Origin of the sequence: Parasegetibacter sp. NRK P23 (genome assembly GCF_023721715.1) — a bacterium.
Classification (GTDB): Bacteria; Bacteroidota; Bacteroidia; order Chitinophagales; family Chitinophagaceae; genus Parasegetibacter.
This window is the reverse complement of record NZ_JAMDLG010000001.1, coordinates 2,753,019-2,772,005: the sequence shown is the minus strand read 5'-3', so window position 1 is coordinate 2,772,005 and position 18,987 is coordinate 2,753,019. Positions and strand designations below refer to the sequence as shown.

Genomic DNA, 18,987 nt, shown 5'->3' with positions numbered 1-18,987 from the left:
TCTTAGCTTCTTTGCACTGCACAAAGCAGTTGCGTGAAAATCTTAAAAAGAAATATCCTCATCATACTCTTCACCTTCCTGTTCCATAATGCCAACCCAGTATTCCCAGGCGGCATCCAGCACGGCGAGTTTTTCATCTTCGGTAGACGCGGGAACCAACTGGCTCCTGGAACCGATGGGTGTAAAGATGAGCTGGTATTCTTCCACTTCATCTTCATCAAAAGCGAATTCATAAATCTTCGAAACGAATTCATCGCTTTCTACCGGCGCTTCTTCTTCCAGCGCAATTACTTTGATCAGTGCATTAGGGTCTTGTATATGCAGCAGGTATTCTCCTACATTCTCATCGAGTGGGTCATGGCAGTACAAGAAGTTCGTCATGTTACATCGTTTTTACAAATGTAAGCATCCCCGTGTGGAAATGAAAAAGGAAGTTGGCACGGTTTTTTAAAAACCTGAGACGGAAATTAATTTCGAAGACTACTCGCTGGTTTTCAGTAACCTTAAAATGAATTGAAGATGAAAAAGATGTTATTGGCCTGCCTGGTTTTGGCCGCCACAATGCAAGGTGTTTCAGCACAGAATTTATCATTTGGCCCAACCATCGGCGTTGGTCATTCCTGGATGACCGGATTTGAAAACGTGAAGTTCAAACCTTCCGTGAACGTGGGCGGAACCCTGGTGTATAGCTTTGTTTCCCACTGGGGCGTAGGCGCAGATATCCGGGCTTCTTTCCTGGAAGGCGTACGCACGAAAACGGAAAACGGCAACGCTTCTTCCGAATACAAAATGAACGCTACTTTTTTGCGTGTGCCTTTCAAAGCCTACTATTTCTTCGGAGAATACGGCGACAGGGTGCGTCCTAAGTTGTATGCAGGCCCGTCACTGGGTTTCCTGCTCGGTGGTAAAACGAAACTGGAGAATACTTCGGGCAGCACAACAAACACCATTGAAGGAGATACCAAAGATGTATTAAAAAGTTTTGATTTTGGATTTGTTGCCGGAGCCGGATTAAACTATCGCCTCAAAAAAAATACCTGGCTTAACGTGGACCTTAACTACCAGAATGGATTGGTGGATATGTCCGAAACACCCAACTCATTTAACGCTACACGCAATATCGGTGTGAACGTTGGCGTTACTTTCCCGCTTGGAACAGTGGTTCCCGATAAGTAAGCACCCATTATTTTCTATATACCACAGAACGGCGCCTCAACAATGACGCGCCGTTTCTTTTTTTGCTGCCCAACAACCAAATATTTTATGTGCAGCACTACTGCATCGATATGGAAATTCTTTCATTACGAGCAGCGCCTGAACCGCTCTTCGCGTCCTTGCTCCTGCGAGGTACGAAGCAGTGCGTTGCGAAGTGCGTAGCACAAAGCAATTGCGTGAAACCTCCCCTAAAGCCGTACATTTACCAAAATGCTTCCATGAAACTATTTGTTTACCCTGAGCTTACCGCTTCAGCAAAAGCGTTGCTATTACAACAACTCCCCGAGGAACATGCTGTTTCTTTCGCGAAAGAACTTTCCTATGAACAAGCGCTGGATGCCTTCCAGGATGCTGATGCGCTCTTAGGGAATCCGCCGGTGGAGTGGTTCTCCCGCCCCTTGCCGGCACTGCGTTTCTGGCAACTGAGTTCTGCCGGATTCAATCAATACGATACACTTGAATTAAACGCGGTGGTTTGCAATATGGGTGATTTCTTTGCGCGCCCCTGTGCCGAAACAATTGTGGGCGGCGTGCTGGCTTTTTTAAGAGGCATACACGAACTTACGCGGTTGCAGCAATCCAGGAACTGGAAATCAAAAATGATAAGGCCTGATTTAAAGTTGCTGGGTAATAGCCGTGTGCTTGTGCTGGGAGCTGGTAATATTGGTTTATTGGTGAAACAGCAGTTGCTGGGCTTTGGGGCCGAAGTACTTATGGCTGCCAGAAGTAATCCCGTCGCTGATATTGTGGCTGAAAAAGCCGTATTTGAAATTCTTCCCGTGATTGATATTATTATCAATACTTTGCCCGGTTCAGCGGATAAATATGTTTCAGAAAGCTTTATCCGTGCCATGAAACCCGGTGCCGTATATGCGAATGTGGGCCGTGGCAATACTACTGACGAAGCCGCTTTGCTGGATGCGCTCCGCGATGGCAGACTAGCAGGAGCGGTGTTGGATGTTACGGAACAGGAACCGCTGCCGGAGGGTAGTCCTTTCTGGGAAATGAACAACGTGATCCTGACCCAGCACACCGGCGGAGGACAGGAGCGGGAGGAAGAAGGATTTGTGCGGTATTTCCTGAAGAATTTTTCTTCTTTCGAAAGTGGGCAGGATCCGGAAGACAGGGTTCAACTCCGGAAAGGATATTAGGTTCCGGCTACGTTTGCGTAAATTTTCCGTGCTGCGCACGAAACTGGTATTTCATTAATGGCTATCTTATCGAATAAATTGTTGCCATTATGAACCGCAGACACTTTCTTCACCAAACCGGTGCAGCCGGCTTAAGTACGCTTCTTGTTCCCGAAATTCTACAGGCCGCTCCAGGCGCGAAAAAACGGATCGCCATGGTAGGTACAGGTCACCGTGGTACCAGCATGTGGGGTTCTTCCGTGGTGGAAGAATTCGGTGATATCGTGGAGTTCGTGGGTTTGTGCGACAGCAATCCCGGAAGAGTGGAAACTGGCCGGAAGATGATTGGTGTGCAATGTCCCACTTTCACGGACTTTGAGAAGATGATGAAAGAAACAAAACCGGAATTACTCATCGTCACCAGTATGGATGGCGTGCACCATGAACATATTGTACGCGGACTGGAGCTCGGTGCCGATATCATCACGGAAAAACCGATGACCATCGATGAAAAGAAATGCCAGCTGATCCTGGATGCTGAAAAGCGCACTGGCCGTAAGGTACACGTTACTTTCAACTACCGCTTCTCGCCGCATCGACAGAAAATTTATGAACTGCTCCGCGAGGGAGCCATAGGAGAAATTACTTCCGTAGATTTCCACTGGTACCTCGATGTACACCATGGTGCCGATTATTTCCGTCGCTGGCACCGGCTCCGCAAGAACGGAGGTTCGTTGCTGGTGCACAAATCCACCCACCATTTTGACCTGCTGAACTGGTGGCTCCAATCTGAGCCGGAAGAAGTATATGCATATGGTGCATTGGAGCATTATGGTAAAAACAACGCTTTCCGTCATACACATTGCAGACCCTGCCCACACAAATCGGAATGTAAGTTTTACTGGGACATCAACAAAAGCGCGCGCCTGGTAAAACTGTACGCGGACAATGAAAAATATGACGGTTACCACCGCGATGGCTGTGTTTGGAGGGAAGACATCGACATCTTCGATAAGATGGCGGTGCAGATCAGATATGCCAACAAAGTGCAGGTGAGTTATTCGCTCACCACTTATTCTCCTTATGAAGGTTACCGCATCTCCTTTAACGGTACCAAAGGAAAACTTGATGCCTGGATTCAGGAAAGCCAACCCTGGGAAGCTGAAAAGTTTGATGAAATACAGGTTACCAGCAATTTCGGAAAACGGGAAATCATCCGCGTTTCCAATACTGAGGCCGGGCACGGGGGAGGAGATGTGCGTTTGCGCAAACAGCTTTTCAAACCTGATGGGAATGATCCTTTGAAACAGATTGCCGGAAGCAGGGATGGGGCGATGTCTATTCTTGTGGGGATTGCCGCGCGGAATTCAATTGATACGGGGATGCCGGTGAAGATTGCGTCTTTAACGAGTTTGAAACCGATGGCTTCGAGGGAGGTTTAGTTTTTTTTCACGCAACTGCTTTGTGCTTCGCACTGCGCAGCGCAAGGGAGCAAGGACGCACTGCTTCGTGCCTCGCAGCGTTGTTTGTGTTTTAACAGGTTGGAGGAATATATGGTTTCGTTATTGTTTTCTCGCACTGCTTCTTACCTCGCAGGTGCGGCGACACCGAGTACTGATTAATCGCTGGCTTGCTCAGTATTTGTTTTATAGTTGCGATTGTTGCACCCCGAATTACCTAAAATATAAGGGTGTGCCTTGCGAAAAGGCACACCCTTACTATATATTTTGATCAGGAAATTAAATCAACTGCTAACGTTGCGTCGGCCGTTGCGGAAAAATATCCTCCAAACAGCAACAGTTCAGCTATTTTTCTCATCTCGCAAAACACCTGCGCAATAGAAACTTTTCCCATCTAATTAACACTTTGCGTCCTTGCTTCCTTGCGTTGCGCAGTGCGCAGCACAAAGCAATTGCGTGAAAATCTCTCTGTGAAAACATTACGAAAACATCTCCTTCACCTTATCAAAGAAAGTCTTCTCCGATTTGTCCGGCTTAGGCTGAAAATTAGGTGATGCACTCATCTTCTCGATAGCCGCTTTTTCTTCAGCCGAAACATTTTGTGGCGTCCACACATTCACGTGAATGAGCTGGTCTCCTTTTTCGTAGGAGTTCACTGCGGGGAACCCTTTTCCTTTGAGCCGGAATATTTTTCCGCTTTGTGTTCCCGCGGGTATTTTGATTTTTGCCCTGCCATCGATGGTGGGAACTTCCACCTGTGTGCCGAAAACCGCTTCAGGGAAGGATATATATAATTCACAGGCCACATTGAGCCCATCGCGTTGCAGGTCTTTATGTGTTTCCTCTTCGATGAGGATGATGAGGTCGCCGGGTGCGCCGCCTCTTTCGCCTGCGTTGCCTTTGCCGCTCATGCTCAGTTGCATGCCTTCCTGAACGCCGGCGGGGATATCGATGCTAACGGTTTCTTCTCCGTACACTCTTCCTTCCCCTTTACAGCTGCCGCATTTGGCGGTGATGCTGGTGCCTTCACCGTTACAGGTAGGGCAGGTAGTTACGGTTTGCATCTGGCCGAGGAAAGTGCTGGTTACTTTACGCACCTGGCCACTACCGCCGCAGGTATTGCAGGTTTGCACACTGCTTTTGTCTTTGGCGCCGCTGCCACCGCAGGTGGTACAGAAAACGTATTTTTTAACTTTGATGTTCTTGGTGACCCCTTTCGCGATCTCTTCGTAAGTGAGTTTAAGTTTGATCCGGAGATTACTGCCGCGGGTGCCGGTGCCACGACTTCTTCTTCCTCCGCCGCCTCCACCAAAGAAACTGCCGAACATGTCTTCGCCGAAGATGTCGCCGAACTGACTGAAGATGTCGTCCATGTTCATGCCGTGTCCACCACTGAAGCCACCGCGTCCGTTTCCGCTCATGCCGGCATGGCCGAAGCGGTCGTATTGCGCTTTCTTATCGTTGTCGCTCAATACTTCATAGGCTTCCGCGGCCTCTTTGAATTTTTCTTCGGCCTCTTTATCACCTGGGTTCCGGTCGGGGTGGTATTGCATGGCTACCTTGCGGTATGCCTTTTTGATCTCATCCGCGGAGGCGCCTTTAGATACACCGAGTACTTCGTAGTAATCTCTCTTTGCCATACAGTTTTTTCAGCTTTAATTATTTTCCAACCACCACTTTGGCAAAGCGGATGATCTTGTCGTTCAGGTAATAACCTTTTTCCACTTCATCAATCACTTTTCCCTGCATCTCGGGGGTGGGGGCGGGTATTTCGGTAATGGCTTCGTGCTTGTCAGCATCGAAGTCGGTACCTTTTGTTTCCATGGGTTTCAGTCCTTTGGCGGTCAGTTTGTTCCTTAGTTTGGTAAAAATAAGGCCGATGCCCTGTTTCAGGGATTCCGCGTCCTGCTGGCTGGCGAACTGCTGTTGGGCACGGTCGCAATCGTCCAGCACTTCCAGCATTTCGGAGATCACTTCCTTGCCGGCGGTCTGCATCAGCTCAATCCTTTCTTTAGCGGTCCTTCTCCTGAAATTATCAAACTCCGCTGCCTGGCGCAGGTATTTGTCTTTCAATTCTTCTACTTCGGCTTTCAGCTTTTCCAGTTCACTGCCTTCGGCAACAGGTTCGGTCAGGTGGGCCGTTCCGCTTACATCGGCATCCGCGTTAATGTCCATTTCAGTGTCAGGAACGTGGTTCTCTTGTTGTTTTTCTTCCATATTTCTTCCAGATTATAGCAGGTGTTCGTTCAGGCCTGGCCTGAAAATTCTTGCAAAGGTACAACTGTCAAAAGTTTTGCCAATGGGAGAAGGAAAGACAAATTGGCGGGGTATCTGTATCTTCGCGGCATGACAAAACTGTTTCTCAAAAGAAAGATCACTACCCGGATCGCTAACGGGCACCCCTGGATATTCGCCAATGAAGTAAATGAAGTAGACGGAGATATTGAACCCGGCGCAACGGTTGAAGTATATTTTCACGATAAAAAATTTGTGGGAAGAGGGTATGCCAACCCGCAGAGTCAGATTGTGGCAAGACTTTTAACCCGTGATCCCAAAGAAGAGATCAACGAGGCGTTTTTCTACAACAGATTGCTCGATTGCTGGAACTACAAGAAAAAACTGGGCTATGAGGAGAATTGTCGCCTGGTTTTCGGGGAAGCGGATTTCCTCCCGGCCCTTATTGTCGATAAATTCAACGATTATTTTGTGATCCAGACCCTTTCCCTGGGAATGGACCTCTGGAAACCGGCCATCGTCTCGGCATTGAACCGGATTTTCTCCCCCAAGGGTATTTTTGAAAGAAACGACGTGCCGGTGCGCGAACTGGAAGGAATGCCGCAGCAGAAGGGTTTTCTTTCCCCAGAGTTCGATACGAATATCGTGATCAACGAAAACGGGCTCAAATTCCATGTCGATATTCTCAACGGACAGAAAACCGGCTACTTCCTGGATCAGCAGGACAACCGCCGCGCCATCCGAAATATTGTCAGGGATGCAGATGTGCTGGAAGCGTTCTGCTATACCGGAACCTTTTCCCTTCATGCCGCCCATTACGGCGCAAAATCTGTTCTGGGACTGGATATTTCTGAAAATGCGGTGGCGCAGGCCCGGAAGAATGCGGAACTGAACAACCTGCAGGATGTGTGTAAGTTTGATGCAGTAAACGCCTTCGATGTGTTGAAACTCTGGGCAAAAGAAGGTCGCCAGTACGATGTGGTGATGCTCGATCCGCCTGCGTTCACCAAGAGCCGGGAAAATATTCAAAAAGCCATCACCGGTTACAAGGAAATTAACCTGCGGGGCATGAAACTGGTAAAACCTGGTGGTTTCCTCGTTACGGCTTCCTGTACCAACCTGGTGCAACCCGACCTCTTTCTCCAAACCATCGAAATGGCCGCCAAAGATGCCCGTAAGAAACTAAGGCAGGTCACTTTCCAGGCGCAGGCCTCTGATCACCCAATCATCTGGGGCATGGAGAATACGAATTACCTGAAGTTTTTGATTGTAGAAGTGCGGTAGGAATTTTGGAGGTTGAATATTGGATGTTGAATTTTTTGAAGGAATGTCTATCATTCATCTTTCGATATCCAACATTCGTCATTTCCATTATTTCGCCACCTGAAATTTCCCGCTTTCCAGGACCCTTCCGTTTTTATCTTTCAATTGGAAAATGTAAATCCCACGGAAGAAATTGTTGAGGTTCACGTTGTTACGCGGCGTAACCTTACTGATTTCATGCACTTTTTTGCCCATCATATTGTAAATCTGGAAAGTGTAGGAGTTGTCGTATCCTTTGGTGAAATCGAAATTAATATCAGAAGTGGCGGGGTTAGGGTAGAAGCGTACCATCTTAGACGGTGCCTCATCGTGCCCGGTGCCTGATTTTTTCTCCTGGGAAAAACTCTGTGTTGTGAAAACCAGTAAAAGCGATAATATAAAGTAGAATTTCTTCAAATATGGTTCGGATGTGTTGCCAAAATAATACGTTCTTTCAAATTTACAAACAGAAACCCTTAAAAAAAAGCGAAAATACCGGCAGGATACAATAATATACTTACCGCTTCATGCCGGATTTGGGTATTGCTCATTCCTTGTGCAGGTGTAATGTTCTTTATTCCAGCTTTATTCCAGGTCTGGGCATCATGTGCTCAAGAATGATAAATTACATCGAAAGCTGCTATAATCCTAGTGGCCAATAAACCCTGCGGGATCACTTTATGAGCTCCGCAGGGTTTACAAATAGCGCATTCCATGGATAAATATCAAAACTATGCGCCATAAATTATATTACCGCCAAGGTTTTATTGTTAGTTCAGTTTCGCAAGCGTTTCCTGGATCGCATTAAAATCAGGAAGGTCGCCAGGCGTTGGACAAACCTCAGCATACCTGATCACACCTTCTTTATCGATCACAAAAGCGGCTCTCTTACTTACACCAGCCATTTCAAATGCCGGGAAGGTTTCATACAATACGTCGAATGCTTTGGATGCTTCTTTGTTAAAGTCGCTGAGCAAAGGGAAGTTGAGTTGCTGTTCTTCCTTGAATTTGCCCAGTGTGAATACGGAATCCACTGATATGCCCAATACCTTAGCGTCCGCGGAATTATAGGTGGAGATACTGTCACGGATACTGCACAATTCGGCGGTGCAAACGCTTGTAAATGCGAGCGGGAAGAAAACGATCACTACATTGTTTCCTTTCAGGTCGGCAAGGTTTACTTTGTTTTTATCCGTATCGTACAAACTGATCGCCGGTGCTGGTTGTCCTGTCTGAATTGCCATATTTGATTATATTTTTGAATAAACTAATCCGGTGCCAGATGGCAGCGGTCTACTCCAACAAAGGTAAAGCATGTTTGTTGAGGATAATTCGGTGAAATCACCATTTTAAGGACGGTATTTTAACGGATACCCGTTAGAACCTCGGGCAGCGCACGGCGTCTCTGGTCGTATTGAACCTGTCCAGGAAGCCCATATAGGAAACGGAAAGCTCCACGCCGCCCCTGCCCATGCTGGCGGTTTTGAGTTGTGAAACGTTCACATCATAGCTGATGGCTACGGACATTGGCCTGAAATCGATCTTCACCACCGGTATCAGGGCGTCGCGCCAGCGCAGGAACGCACCGGCATAGATGATGTATTGCGGATCGTCAGGAAAATCTCCCAGCTTATGCCCGTATAATGCACCGGCAACCACTTCCTGGCTGCCAGCCTGCTGGGAATAATCGCCCTGAAGGTTGAAAAAGGAGTATTCGTTGATGGCAAGTTTCACGCCAGAACTGAACACCCATTTCGGTTCCAGCCCAATGGTAGGATCCTTGTAGAACGAGTTGAGCGGGCGGTTAAAGTGGTGGTAAGCGGCACCTATAAAAAAAGTGTTGTCCTCATTCGAACTGAGGTTCGAGTTAAAACTCATGCCCACACTTCCATCCCAGTAATTTTGTTTGAAATCCGTGAAATATTCTCCGTCGGGGAGGGAAGGGTTGTAGCCGTTTCCATCGTACTGGTTATTCGTTGTAACGCGGGAACGGTCCAGTCTTTTCTGCACGAGCCCGCCCATGAATCCCAGCGAGAGGTACATGTTCCTGTCGCTGTTCAGTGATTTATGGTAATTCAGCGCGGGAAGAATCTGGGTGGTAGTGAGTGCCACACTGCCTGCCTTATCGTACACGGTTTGGAGGCCCATCGTAATAAAATCGTCCTGCCTGCCGATTGGTTGTTTGTATTCCATGTTGAAAGAACCGCTGCGGTACGCGTTGGTGAAGCTGTTCCACTGGTCGCGGTAAACGCCCTGCACCCTGATATCGCCATTGAAGATACCGGCCAATGAAGGGTTCCGGAGTAATGGCGCTTCGAAGAACTGTGAAAAATGGATGTCTTGCGCATACGAAATACCTCCCCGGAGAAGTAATAAGATGAACAGGTATTTCAGCAATGCTGGTCTCATATCTTTGATTACCGGATTAAAGTTACGTTTCCTTTATAAGGAATTATAGTGGCGTTTTCACAAATGAGTTCAACTACGTACACATAAGTGTCGCTTGATGCGGGTTTTCCCTGGAAATTGCCGTCCCAGCCCATTGCCGGATCGTTGGCCCCGAAGTTCCTCTTTTCGAACATGATTTGTCCCCAGCGGTTGAATACGCGCATGGAAGCGATGCGTTCAATACCTTTTCCCCTGGGATAAAATACATCGTTCATGCCATCTTTATTCGGACTGAAAGTATTGGGAATAAAGAAATTCAAGGTATTGCATATAACGGTAACGGGCACCTCAGCCGTATTGCGGCAACCGTTCTGGTCTACCACCGCAACAGTGTACACGGTATTGAACTGCGGATTGGCGATTGGTTGGGCGCAGTTGGTGCAACTCAGCGCCGTAGACGGCGTCCAGGTCCAGGAGGTGACCTCCTGGCTGTAAGAAAGTTGCAGTGGCGCCGAGCCGCCGGAAGGAACGGTAATATTTGTGGGTACCTGGATTTCGGGCAAGGGATATACTTCAATGGTAGCGCTGGTGCTGCCCGTACAATTCAACAGGTTGGCGGCACTAAGATTTGCCGTGATGGTTCCTGGTGAATTGAACACAACGCGGTGTTCAGGTCCCGTTAAGTTCATGCCATTGCCAATGCTCCATCTCCAGGTGATGGAAGTATCTGCGAAAGCGAGTGATCCATTGATATCTAATGTATCAAACACACATATCCCCGGTAATGTATTGATGATGGGCGAAGGCGTGCGGTAAACACGGATGGTATCGCTGAAAGTACTGGTACATCCTGCCTGTGTAGACACGTTCAGCGTAACGGGGAACGTGCCGGGATGGTTGAATTGATAATTAGGATTTTGGTCCGTACTGGTACCGCCATCTCCGAAGTTCCAGTTGATGGAATTGATCGGATCTGCCGCAAGCGGGATGGTATAATTGGTGAAGCTTACCGCACCGTTGTCGCAGAATTCTTTTCGATCCTTCGCGAAAGCAACGATAGCGCCGCTCACGCGGATCGTGGATGGTCCGCCTACGCTGGCGATGCAGCCCATTCTGTCCGTATAGGTGATACGGGGCGCATAGGTGCCGGGAGAGCCGTAACGGTGCGAAAAAGAAGTAGCACCGGTAGTATCCTGTCCATCGCCGAATAAGAAATTGTATGACAATCCTTCTATGGGTGAAATAGTAAAATTCGTGGTGATTTCATTGCATGCGGTTATGGGAGAATAATTCATAACAGTGGTGCCGGGATCAGGGAAACGGATGGCCTGTACCGCGGAATCCACACATCCGCCGAAGCCATACGCATACAACTTCACGTTATATACTCCAATGTTGTTGAAGAACTGGTTCGGGTTCTCCAGCGTGGAAGTATTGTCGTTGTTGAAATCCCAAAGCAGCGCTTCATATCCCGCGCTTTGATTGGTAAACTGCACTTCAGCGGGCGCGCACAGGAAAAGACTGTCTGAAACCATGAATGCGGCTACGGGATTAACAATGCGTATCAGGTTTTCTTTCCGGATGGAATCCACGCAGCCATAACCGTCGGTCACTTCAAGGAAGATGGTGTAAGTGGTGTCTCCGCCTCTGAATTCCTGAGTTGGATTTTGTTCGGCGGATGTATTGCCATTCCCGAAATCCCAACGGTAGCTGAGGTTGTACCCGGAAGATGTATCGGTGAACTGAACGGGAAGCGTTGGACAAAACAATGTATCAGAAATGTCAAATCCCGCCTTCGGACTGGTAATCTGAAGGGCTACGGGAATGAAAGCGGTATCGGTACAGCCACGTGTGTCCGCTATCGTGAGGGAGGGAAGATAGTTGCCGGAATTGGCATAGCGGTGTACAACAGATGCGGTGCTGTTGTCAATAATGTTTCCATCGCCAAAATCCCACCTGTACCGGCTGATGCCATTGGAAGAGGTGGCGGTGCTGTTCAGTGTGATGTCGCCGTTAACGCAGGCGCCTGTATTGCTGGCGCTGAGTCCGGGTACCGGGCCCGTTACTGCAATGGAAACCGGAGTGCCGAGACTGGTAACGCACCCGTTGATATCTGTAATGGTAAGGCTGATCGTATAGTTGCCATTATTCGCGAAACTTGTATCAAAACTTCTGCCTCCGGCGAAAGGCGTACCTCCGTTGATGCGCCATTCGTAGGAGCGTATCAGTGTCGGGTCGCTGTTGATGGCGCTCACGGTAATACGTTCATGTTTACAGGCGTTGTTGTTGGAAACGGAAACATCAGCGGATTGTGAGGTAATGATCACTTCACGTTGAATCCGGTGGGAACAGGTGCCGTTTGTTACTGTGAGGGCCACATTATAAGAACCAACAGCCGGGAAAATGAAGGATGGATTTGGATTAGTGGAAGTGGAGGCCGTAGCATCACCAAACTCCCAGAGGTAGGAGACTGTTTGTGTATTATCAATGAGGGAGTTGTTCGTAAATACCACTTCCCTGAAATCAGGGCATTGCACTGCAAAATCAAACCTTGCTAATGGTGGTAATACCGTAATATAATTTGTATTGGTGATCTCCTGCCTGCAACCATTGTTGATGGCAACAAACCGGATGGTATAAGTTCCTGGTTCCGCGTAAGAATGAGCGGGATTTTCCTCCGTGGATGTATTGCCATCTCCGAAGTCCCATTCCCAGGCGTCACTTTGAGCGGAGGTATTGGTGAATTGAATGCCGGAACCTACACAGCTTTGGGTAGCCGAGCTGGTGAAAGCCGTGCCTGGCGAACTGCCTACGCGCACAGCATTGGTCGCGGTAACGGTAGTATTGCATCCTGGCCCGCTAACGGTAAGTATAACGGTGTAATTGCCGGTATTCGTGTAAACATGGGTGGGGTTTTGCACATTGCTGGTGGTGCCGTCTCCAAAGTCCCAAAGCCAGGATGTGACGGGAACAACCGTGTTCACAACGGGCGTGGGGGTGTAAGTATAGGGGGCGCATCCCGCTCCTTGCAAACTAGCTGTATTTATCTGGGGTTGACGAATCCGAATATAGTTGTCTTGCCTGATTGTATTAGTGCAACCATTAGCGTTGGTGATGGTGAGGCTAACATTATAATTGCCTGCCGTGCTGTAAGTATGCGATGGGTTGGCGAGGTTGGAGCTGTTGCCATCTCCGAAATCCCAGTTCCAGGAAACCGCGCCTGGTGCGTTTGCCGTGAAATTGGTGGTGAGCGGCGCTGCACAGCCAGTTCTGCCCGAAGCGGAGAAGTTAACCGCGGGACGGGGCGTCACGGTCAGCGCACGCGTAACTGAATCTTTGCAGAAGCCAAAGTCTGTAACAAGTTTTACCTGGTAAGTTCCGGCTGTATTGTAGGTATGACTGGGAGATGTTGCGGTTGAGGTATTACCGTCTCCAAAATCCCAGGTGCTTGAAACCGGGGCAGGGCTGCTGTTGTTGGTAAAGGGAAATGGTGTTTCGATACAGGCAACGGTGCCTGCGGAAATAGCCGGGTTGGCGCCAGTGACGGTGATGGAACGGGTTAATGTTTCACTACAGCCTAAAGCACTGGTGGTTACAAGCGTAATATTATAAGTGCCCGGCGCTGAAAAATTGGCGGTGGGGTCCTTGTCGGTACTGGTTGTTCCGTTGCCGAAATTCCAGTTGTAAGAAAGGGTGCCCGGGCCTGCGCTCTCATTGGTGAAGCGCACGGGGAAGGGAGCACGGCAAACACTATCCTGTGCGTGTCTGAACGCGTTTGTTATACCTGAAAGGATGCGAATATATCTTCCGCGTGATACGGTTCTCCGGCAGCCGGTGCTGCTGGTTACGGTAAGGGTTACCGTGTAAAAGCCGTTCGCGGTGTATTGTTTACTGGGATTGCGTTGGGTGGAGGTGGTTCCGTCGCCGAAATCCCAGCTCCAGGCCGTTATGGTACCTCCGGCATCGGTGGAGCGGTCGGTAAACCTGATGGTGCTGCCAAGACAGCCCTCCGTAAGGTTGGCCTCAAATGCGGCGACAGGCGAAGGATTAACAGTGATATAGCCTGTTTTCGTTTCCCCATCCACGCCATCCTGGTTGCGTACCACCAGCGTTACCGTATAGGTTCCGGGTGTCGAAAAATTAACGGTGGGGTTCTGGAGATTGGACAATTGCCCGTTTCCGAAATCCCAGTTCCAGAATTGTGGTGATCCTGTGGATTGATCCGTAAATCTTACTGATAACGGTGCGCAGCCCTGGGTAACGTTGGCGGTAAACTGTGCTACGGGCACCTGCGCGCCAGCGGCCTTAAAGGCCAGGCATACGAACAGGGTGAGCAGCAGCCGGGTATAATGAAGCGGGTACAATAGTGGTTTGTTTGGTAGCAGGAAGCACTGTGCAAAAACTATTCCGTTTAACGCACCAGGGTGATATTTCCTTTAAAAAGAAGCACCTGGTTGTTTTCGCAAACTACTTCCAGTGTATAAACGAATACGTTCGGATCAAGTAATTTACCCTTAAACGTCCCGTTCCAGCCTTTGTTGGGTTCGTTGGCTAAAAAATTTCGCTGCTCAAAAATCTGCTGTCCCCAGCGGTCATATATCCGGAAGGAACGGATGCCGTAAATGCCCTTTCCCCGTGGATAGAGGATATCGTTCATGTTATCGCCGTTGGGAGAGAAGGTATTGGGCAAAAACAGGTTTCCATCGTTACACACCACATGTACGGTAACTTCATCACTGGTGGCACAGGCGCCGGGGTTGCTGCCTGTAACCCGGTAAGTGGTGGTGTTTTTCGGGCTGGCGAATGGAGCGGGGCAATCAGCGCAACTCAGTCCTGTGGCCGGCACCCATCGGATATTGGTGACATCAGCCGAAAAGGAAGCGCTGATGTTTGCGCCGGAGCCAACAGGTATGGTGATGTCTGTACCGGCCAGTACAACAGGAATGGGGTACACGGTAACCGTTACGTTTCCTGTATCTGTAAAACAATTGTTGTCGTCCCTTCCAATTACCTGGTACGTGGTGGTAACCGATGGATTTACGGTAGGATTCGGGGTGGAGGTATTGCTGATGGAAGTGGCCGGCGTCCAGGAATAAAGTTCCGCGCCACTGGCGAAAAGCCTTACGGATGCTCCGGCACAAAGTGTGTCGGCCGAACTGAAGCTGATGGTGAAAGGTTGTTTTACCCTGAGTTCTATGGAATCGGTGGCACTGCAACCGAAGCTGCTATAGCCTGTTACGAAATATTTCCGGTCCGAAATGGGTGCAACGGTTGGTGCATCACAATCAGTACAGGGAAGGTCTGGGTGCGGGGTCCATACATATCTGGCGCCGCCGGTGGGTTGAAGGGTGAAATTTTCTCCCAGGCAGATCACTGAATTGGTGCCCGCATTAATGGGAGGAGTAGGATGCACCACCGCGTTCGTTGAATAACTGTGTGAACAGCCAAATCCGGTGCTGGCCGTGAGTATTACCAGGTAATTGTTGGCCGTGGCGTAATGTACCGGACCGGAACTGATGCCGGTGGCTTCCTGCCCGTTTCCAAACGCCCATTTCCAGGTGAGCGTGGAGGTGTCGTTCCGGAGGATGTTCCCGGTAAACTGCAGCAGGGCTGGTTCACAGGCCTCCATCATTCCCGAAAAACTAATCTCCGGACTCGGTGCCACCACTACCGGCGCAGTAGTTTCAAGTGAATCACTGCATCCGGTAGCCGTTTCAATTACCAGTTTTACGGGATACCTGCCGGTTTGTGTGTAAGTATGCGAAACGTTCTGACCGTTTTTAGAGGTGCCCTCGCCCAGCCGCCAGGTGTATTTTGTGACCAGGTCGTTCCCTTTGCTGGAATCATAAAGCTGAACTGTGCCAATGTCACAAAAGGTGGTGTCCGACATGCCGAAATTAGCTTTCACACCTTTCACTTCCACCGCATCGGTTCCTTCAATGGGAATCTTGCAGCCATCTGCGTCCACCAATATCAGTTTCGGAAAGTATGTTCCCGCCAGTTCATAAATGTGTTCCGTGGTTTTGGCCGTTGTATTCTCTGTTATACCATCATTGTAATCCCATATAAAACTCACTTTATCGTTGGTGACCGCCTCCAGGTTCAGTTTTACGGGCACGCAACCCGTAATGCCGTTGTACTGCATGGTGCCACGCGGACCTCTTACCACGATGGCCCTCGTGGCCGTATCGGCGCAGCCGCCAATAGAATTGATGTAAATCTTCGCCAGGAAGGAATCCGGGGTATTGTAAAAATGCGCGGGGGCGGGAAGCGGGCTCAGCGGACTGTTATCGCCAAAATCCCATATCATGGAAGTGAAGTTGGAAGAGGTATTCGTAAAATTGACGAGCAGCGGTGGGCAGGTGCTGACGCTGTCGCTGATCGTGAAAGCCGCTACCGGATTGGCGATGGTGACCGATTTTTCCTGAACCAATGTATCGGTGCAACCATAATAATCCCTGATGGCGAGACGCACGGTATAGATACCATCACCTTCGTATTGTGTGGTGGGTTCGTAGGCGTTCGAGGTTGATCCATTGCCGAAATCCCAACTGTAAGTAGGGAGGTCCGCGGAAGAGTTGTTGGTAAACCGGATAGGTTTGTTGTCGCAGCTTTCCGTCGCGGAGGCGAAGAAAGATGCTTTCGGAGTGGGTACGAACATGTAGGCGCCTGATTCACTGTGTTTGCATCCGCGACTGTCCGTTACCGTGAGCATGGGGAATTTGGCGCCGCCCGAACTGTAAGCGTGTTGAAAGGGAGGCGCGGCGAGCGTGTCCGCATCAGTGGGATCATATTGCCAGATCCATTGGGTGACAGGGTTTTTCCCATCTGAAAAGGACTGATCGTTTAGGGTGAATGTCTCGTTAAGGCAGGGCCGGTATTTGGAAGGGGTGAATCTGGCCGTGGGCCCGAATATTTCAACTGCCTGTGGTTTGTTTACCGTGTAAGTACAACCATATTGGTTTGTAACGCGCATCGTAATATTGTATTTCCCCGCTTCAGGTAAAGCCATATTTAACGGGGTGTTGCTGAAGGACGCGGAGTAATATGTGTAACCTTTACCCACATTGGTAAATTCCCAGTAAACATACGGCGCACTGGTAATGGTGCTTACGCCTGATGGCGTATACACCACCATAGTATTTTTACAGGCTTCCGCTGTGGCGATGGAAAGGTCGGGCGTAAACACTTCTATCGAGACAGTCTGTGTGTACCGGTTGGTGCATCCGCCGTTGGTAACGGTGAGGGTTACATTGTACACGCCGTTCTTCGCATATGTATGAGCAGGCGACGGGGAAGTGGAACTGGTATTGTCTCCGAAATCCCAGTTCCAGGTGAGCGGTTCTATCGATTGATCGGTAAAGCTTCTGTCAAATGGCGCATTGCAGTTTACAGCATTGGTAAAGAACCTGGCGATGGGCGGTTTGATGAAGATGTAATTTTCTTTCGTGATGGTATCCCTGCAACCGTTGTTGTAAGTAACCAGCTTTACGGTGAATTTTCCGGTGTCACTGTATTGGTGCGTGGCGCCAACGCCGGATACGGAAGCGCCATCTCCGAATAGCCAGAGGTCCGAATTACTGCCGTTCCCCGTTTGTGTAAAAATTACCGGATCGTTTGCGCAGCCGTTCAGTGGCGTGGCCGAAAAATCTCTCCCGCTTTTGCCGCCTACTCTCACGGTGGCCGCGTATGTAACGGAGTCCTTACATCCGCCTGCAGTGGTGATCACAAGTTTTACATTGTATACGCCCGCTGTGGTATAGGTGTAGTTCGGGGTTTGCTGGGAAGAATAGCCCCCGTCTCCGAAATACCATTCGTATTTAACAACGGTTTCCGAAGTGTTCATTACATAAGGGATGGGGCGATAAGTAAGTGGAGCGCATCCTTCCGCGTAAGCGTTGTAGAAGCCAATATTGGGACGAACAATCTGTATCAGGTATCTTTTTTCAACGGAATCCCGGCAGCCGTTTGCCCCAACCACTACGAGTGTTGGACTGAAGTATCCGGTAGTATTGTACGTGTGGTTCGGATTTGCCGACGTACTTGTACCGCCATCATCGAAACGCCAGAAGTAGCTGGCGGGATTGCCGGAACTCAGGTTGTTGAACGTAACGGGGAATGGTACGGAACAGGCGGAGGAGTCGCTTGTACTGAAATCCGGGCGCGGCGTGGGCAGTACCTCGATTTCTTTGGTTACCACATCCTGGCAGGCGCCGAAGTAGCTGGTGAGCTTAACGGTATGTTTTCCTGCATTGGCAAAGCGGTGCGATGCATTCAGGCCATAAGCCGTTCCGCCATCGCTGAACTCCCAGAACGCGCTGTATGGTGCGGGAGAAGATGTGTTGCTGAATTGAACCAGGTTGCGTTGACAGGCGGTAGCGGCCATGCTGAAATCGGCTTTCACTGTACCAATGGTAATGGCGTTCTCCTGCTTCATGGTATCCCTGCATCCTTTGTCGTTCAGGGCCACCAGCATTACGGTATAAGTACCCGCTTTTGTATAGGAGTAGGCCGGGTTCATTCCGGTGCTGGTATTGCCGTCACCAAAATGCCAGGTGTATGTTCTGCTGCCTGTTCCGGATGATGTGTTGGTAAACTGAATGGCGGTTGGCGGCTTACAACTGCTGGGTGCGCTAAAGGTGAAGTCGGCCTTTACACCGTCGGAAAGACGGATATAATTCGGTTTTGAAAAAGTGCTCTTGCAACCTTCACTGTTGGTGACCTGGAGCGTTACATTAAAATTCCCCGCCCTGGTGTACACATGTTCGGGGTTCTTTTGATCGGAGGTGGTGCCATCTCCAAAGTCCCAGAGCCAGGTGCTGATGGTGCCGGCTTCTGGTGTACTGGCATCGAAAAATTGCGCGCGCAAAGGAAAGCAGCCGGTGGTGGCCGATGCGGTGAAATTCACCTTCGGCGAAGCGTTCACGCGGATGTACTGGTTCTTGACGATAGAGTCCTTCTGGCCGTTGGCGGCCGTGATGACCAGTTTTACCGTGATCCAGCCGGTATCGGTATAACTTACTTTCGGATTTTGTTGTGTGGTAACCGTATTGTTCCCGAGGTTCCACAGGTAGCTGACCGCTCCCGTAGATTGATTGGTGAACTCTACCACAATAGGATTACATCCCGATGTGATGTTGGCGCTGAAATCGGCTTTCAGTTGGGCCAACAACATACCGGGCAGAAAAAATAGAAGTGCGGTTAGCACGTGTTTCATGCTGCGGGCGGGTGGAGTTCGGGTTCAAGTTACTTCAAAA

At 49.5% G+C, this 18,987-nt stretch carries 12 protein-coding genes; 4 read left to right on the top strand and 8 right to left on the bottom strand.

Going from position 1 to position 18,987, the window contains the following annotated elements; all coding sequences use genetic code 11:
• Positions 1-42: 42 nt before the first annotated feature.
• Positions 43-381: a hypothetical protein gene (locus M4J38_RS11370; protein WP_251759717.1), complete on the bottom strand. Its 339-nt coding sequence runs from the start codon at positions 379-381 to the stop codon at positions 43-45.
• 138 nt (positions 382-519) lie between these two features.
• Between M4J38_RS11370 and M4J38_RS11365 the strand changes: the two genes are divergently transcribed.
• From M4J38_RS11365 to M4J38_RS11355, 3 genes are all read left to right on the top strand, one after another.
• Entirely contained in the window at positions 520-1,176 is a 657-nt protein-coding gene (locus M4J38_RS11365; protein WP_251759716.1) for a porin family protein, read from the top strand.
• Between the two features lie 257 nt (positions 1,177-1,433).
• On the top strand, positions 1,434-2,366 hold the full coding sequence (locus tag M4J38_RS11360) for a D-2-hydroxyacid dehydrogenase (protein WP_251759714.1): 933 nt from the start codon (positions 1,434-1,436) through the stop codon (positions 2,364-2,366).
• A gap of 89 nt (positions 2,367-2,455) precedes the next feature.
• A complete protein-coding gene (locus M4J38_RS11355) occupies positions 2,456-3,787 on the top strand; it encodes a Gfo/Idh/MocA family protein (RefSeq protein WP_251759712.1) in 1,332 nt (443 codons plus the stop codon).
• A 497-nt stretch (positions 3,788-4,284) separates the two neighbouring features.
• On the opposite strand, the gene dnaJ is transcribed toward M4J38_RS11355, so the two are convergent.
• Positions 4,285-5,445, bottom strand: coding sequence for a molecular chaperone DnaJ (gene dnaJ, locus M4J38_RS11350; protein ID WP_251759710.1), 1,161 nt, complete (start codon positions 5,443-5,445; stop codon positions 4,285-4,287).
• 19 nt (positions 5,446-5,464) lie between these two features.
• On the bottom strand, positions 5,465-6,022 hold the full coding sequence (locus M4J38_RS11345; RefSeq protein WP_251759708.1) for a nucleotide exchange factor GrpE: 558 nt from the start codon (positions 6,020-6,022) through the stop codon (positions 5,465-5,467).
• A 129-nt stretch (positions 6,023-6,151) separates the two neighbouring features.
• On the opposite strand from M4J38_RS11345, the gene M4J38_RS11340 reads away from it, so the two are divergent.
• A complete protein-coding gene (locus M4J38_RS11340) occupies positions 6,152-7,324 on the top strand; it encodes a class I SAM-dependent rRNA methyltransferase (protein WP_251759706.1) in 1,173 nt (390 codons plus the stop codon).
• Positions 7,325-7,411: 87 nt separating this feature from the next.
• Here the strand turns inward: M4J38_RS11340 and M4J38_RS11335 are convergent, their stop codons facing one another.
• The 5 genes from M4J38_RS11335 to M4J38_RS11315 all read right to left on the bottom strand — a co-directional run bounded on the left by M4J38_RS11335 (position 7,412) and on the right by M4J38_RS11315 (position 18,947).
• Positions 7,412-7,759, bottom strand: a complete 348-nt coding sequence (locus M4J38_RS11335; protein ID WP_251759704.1) for a T9SS type A sorting domain-containing protein — start codon at positions 7,757-7,759, stop codon at positions 7,412-7,414.
• A gap of 353 nt (positions 7,760-8,112) precedes the next feature.
• A complete protein-coding gene (locus M4J38_RS11330) occupies positions 8,113-8,586 on the bottom strand; it encodes a redoxin domain-containing protein (RefSeq protein WP_251759703.1) in 474 nt (157 codons plus the stop codon).
• Positions 8,587-8,719: 133 nt separating this feature from the next.
• Positions 8,720-9,751 carry a PorP/SprF family type IX secretion system membrane protein gene (locus M4J38_RS11325; protein ID WP_251759701.1) on the bottom strand — a complete coding sequence of 344 codons (1,032 nt, stop codon included), beginning with the start codon at positions 9,749-9,751 and terminating at the stop codon, positions 8,720-8,722.
• Between the two features lie 8 nt (positions 9,752-9,759).
• Complete coding sequence (locus tag M4J38_RS11320; protein ID WP_251759700.1) at positions 9,760-14,094, bottom strand: PKD domain-containing protein; 4,335 nt, start codon at positions 14,092-14,094, stop codon at positions 9,760-9,762.
• 47 nt (positions 14,095-14,141) lie between these two features.
• Positions 14,142-18,947, bottom strand: a complete 4,806-nt coding sequence (locus M4J38_RS11315; protein WP_251759698.1) for a PKD domain-containing protein — start codon at positions 18,945-18,947, stop codon at positions 14,142-14,144.
• Between the last annotated feature and the right edge of the window lie 40 nt (positions 18,948-18,987).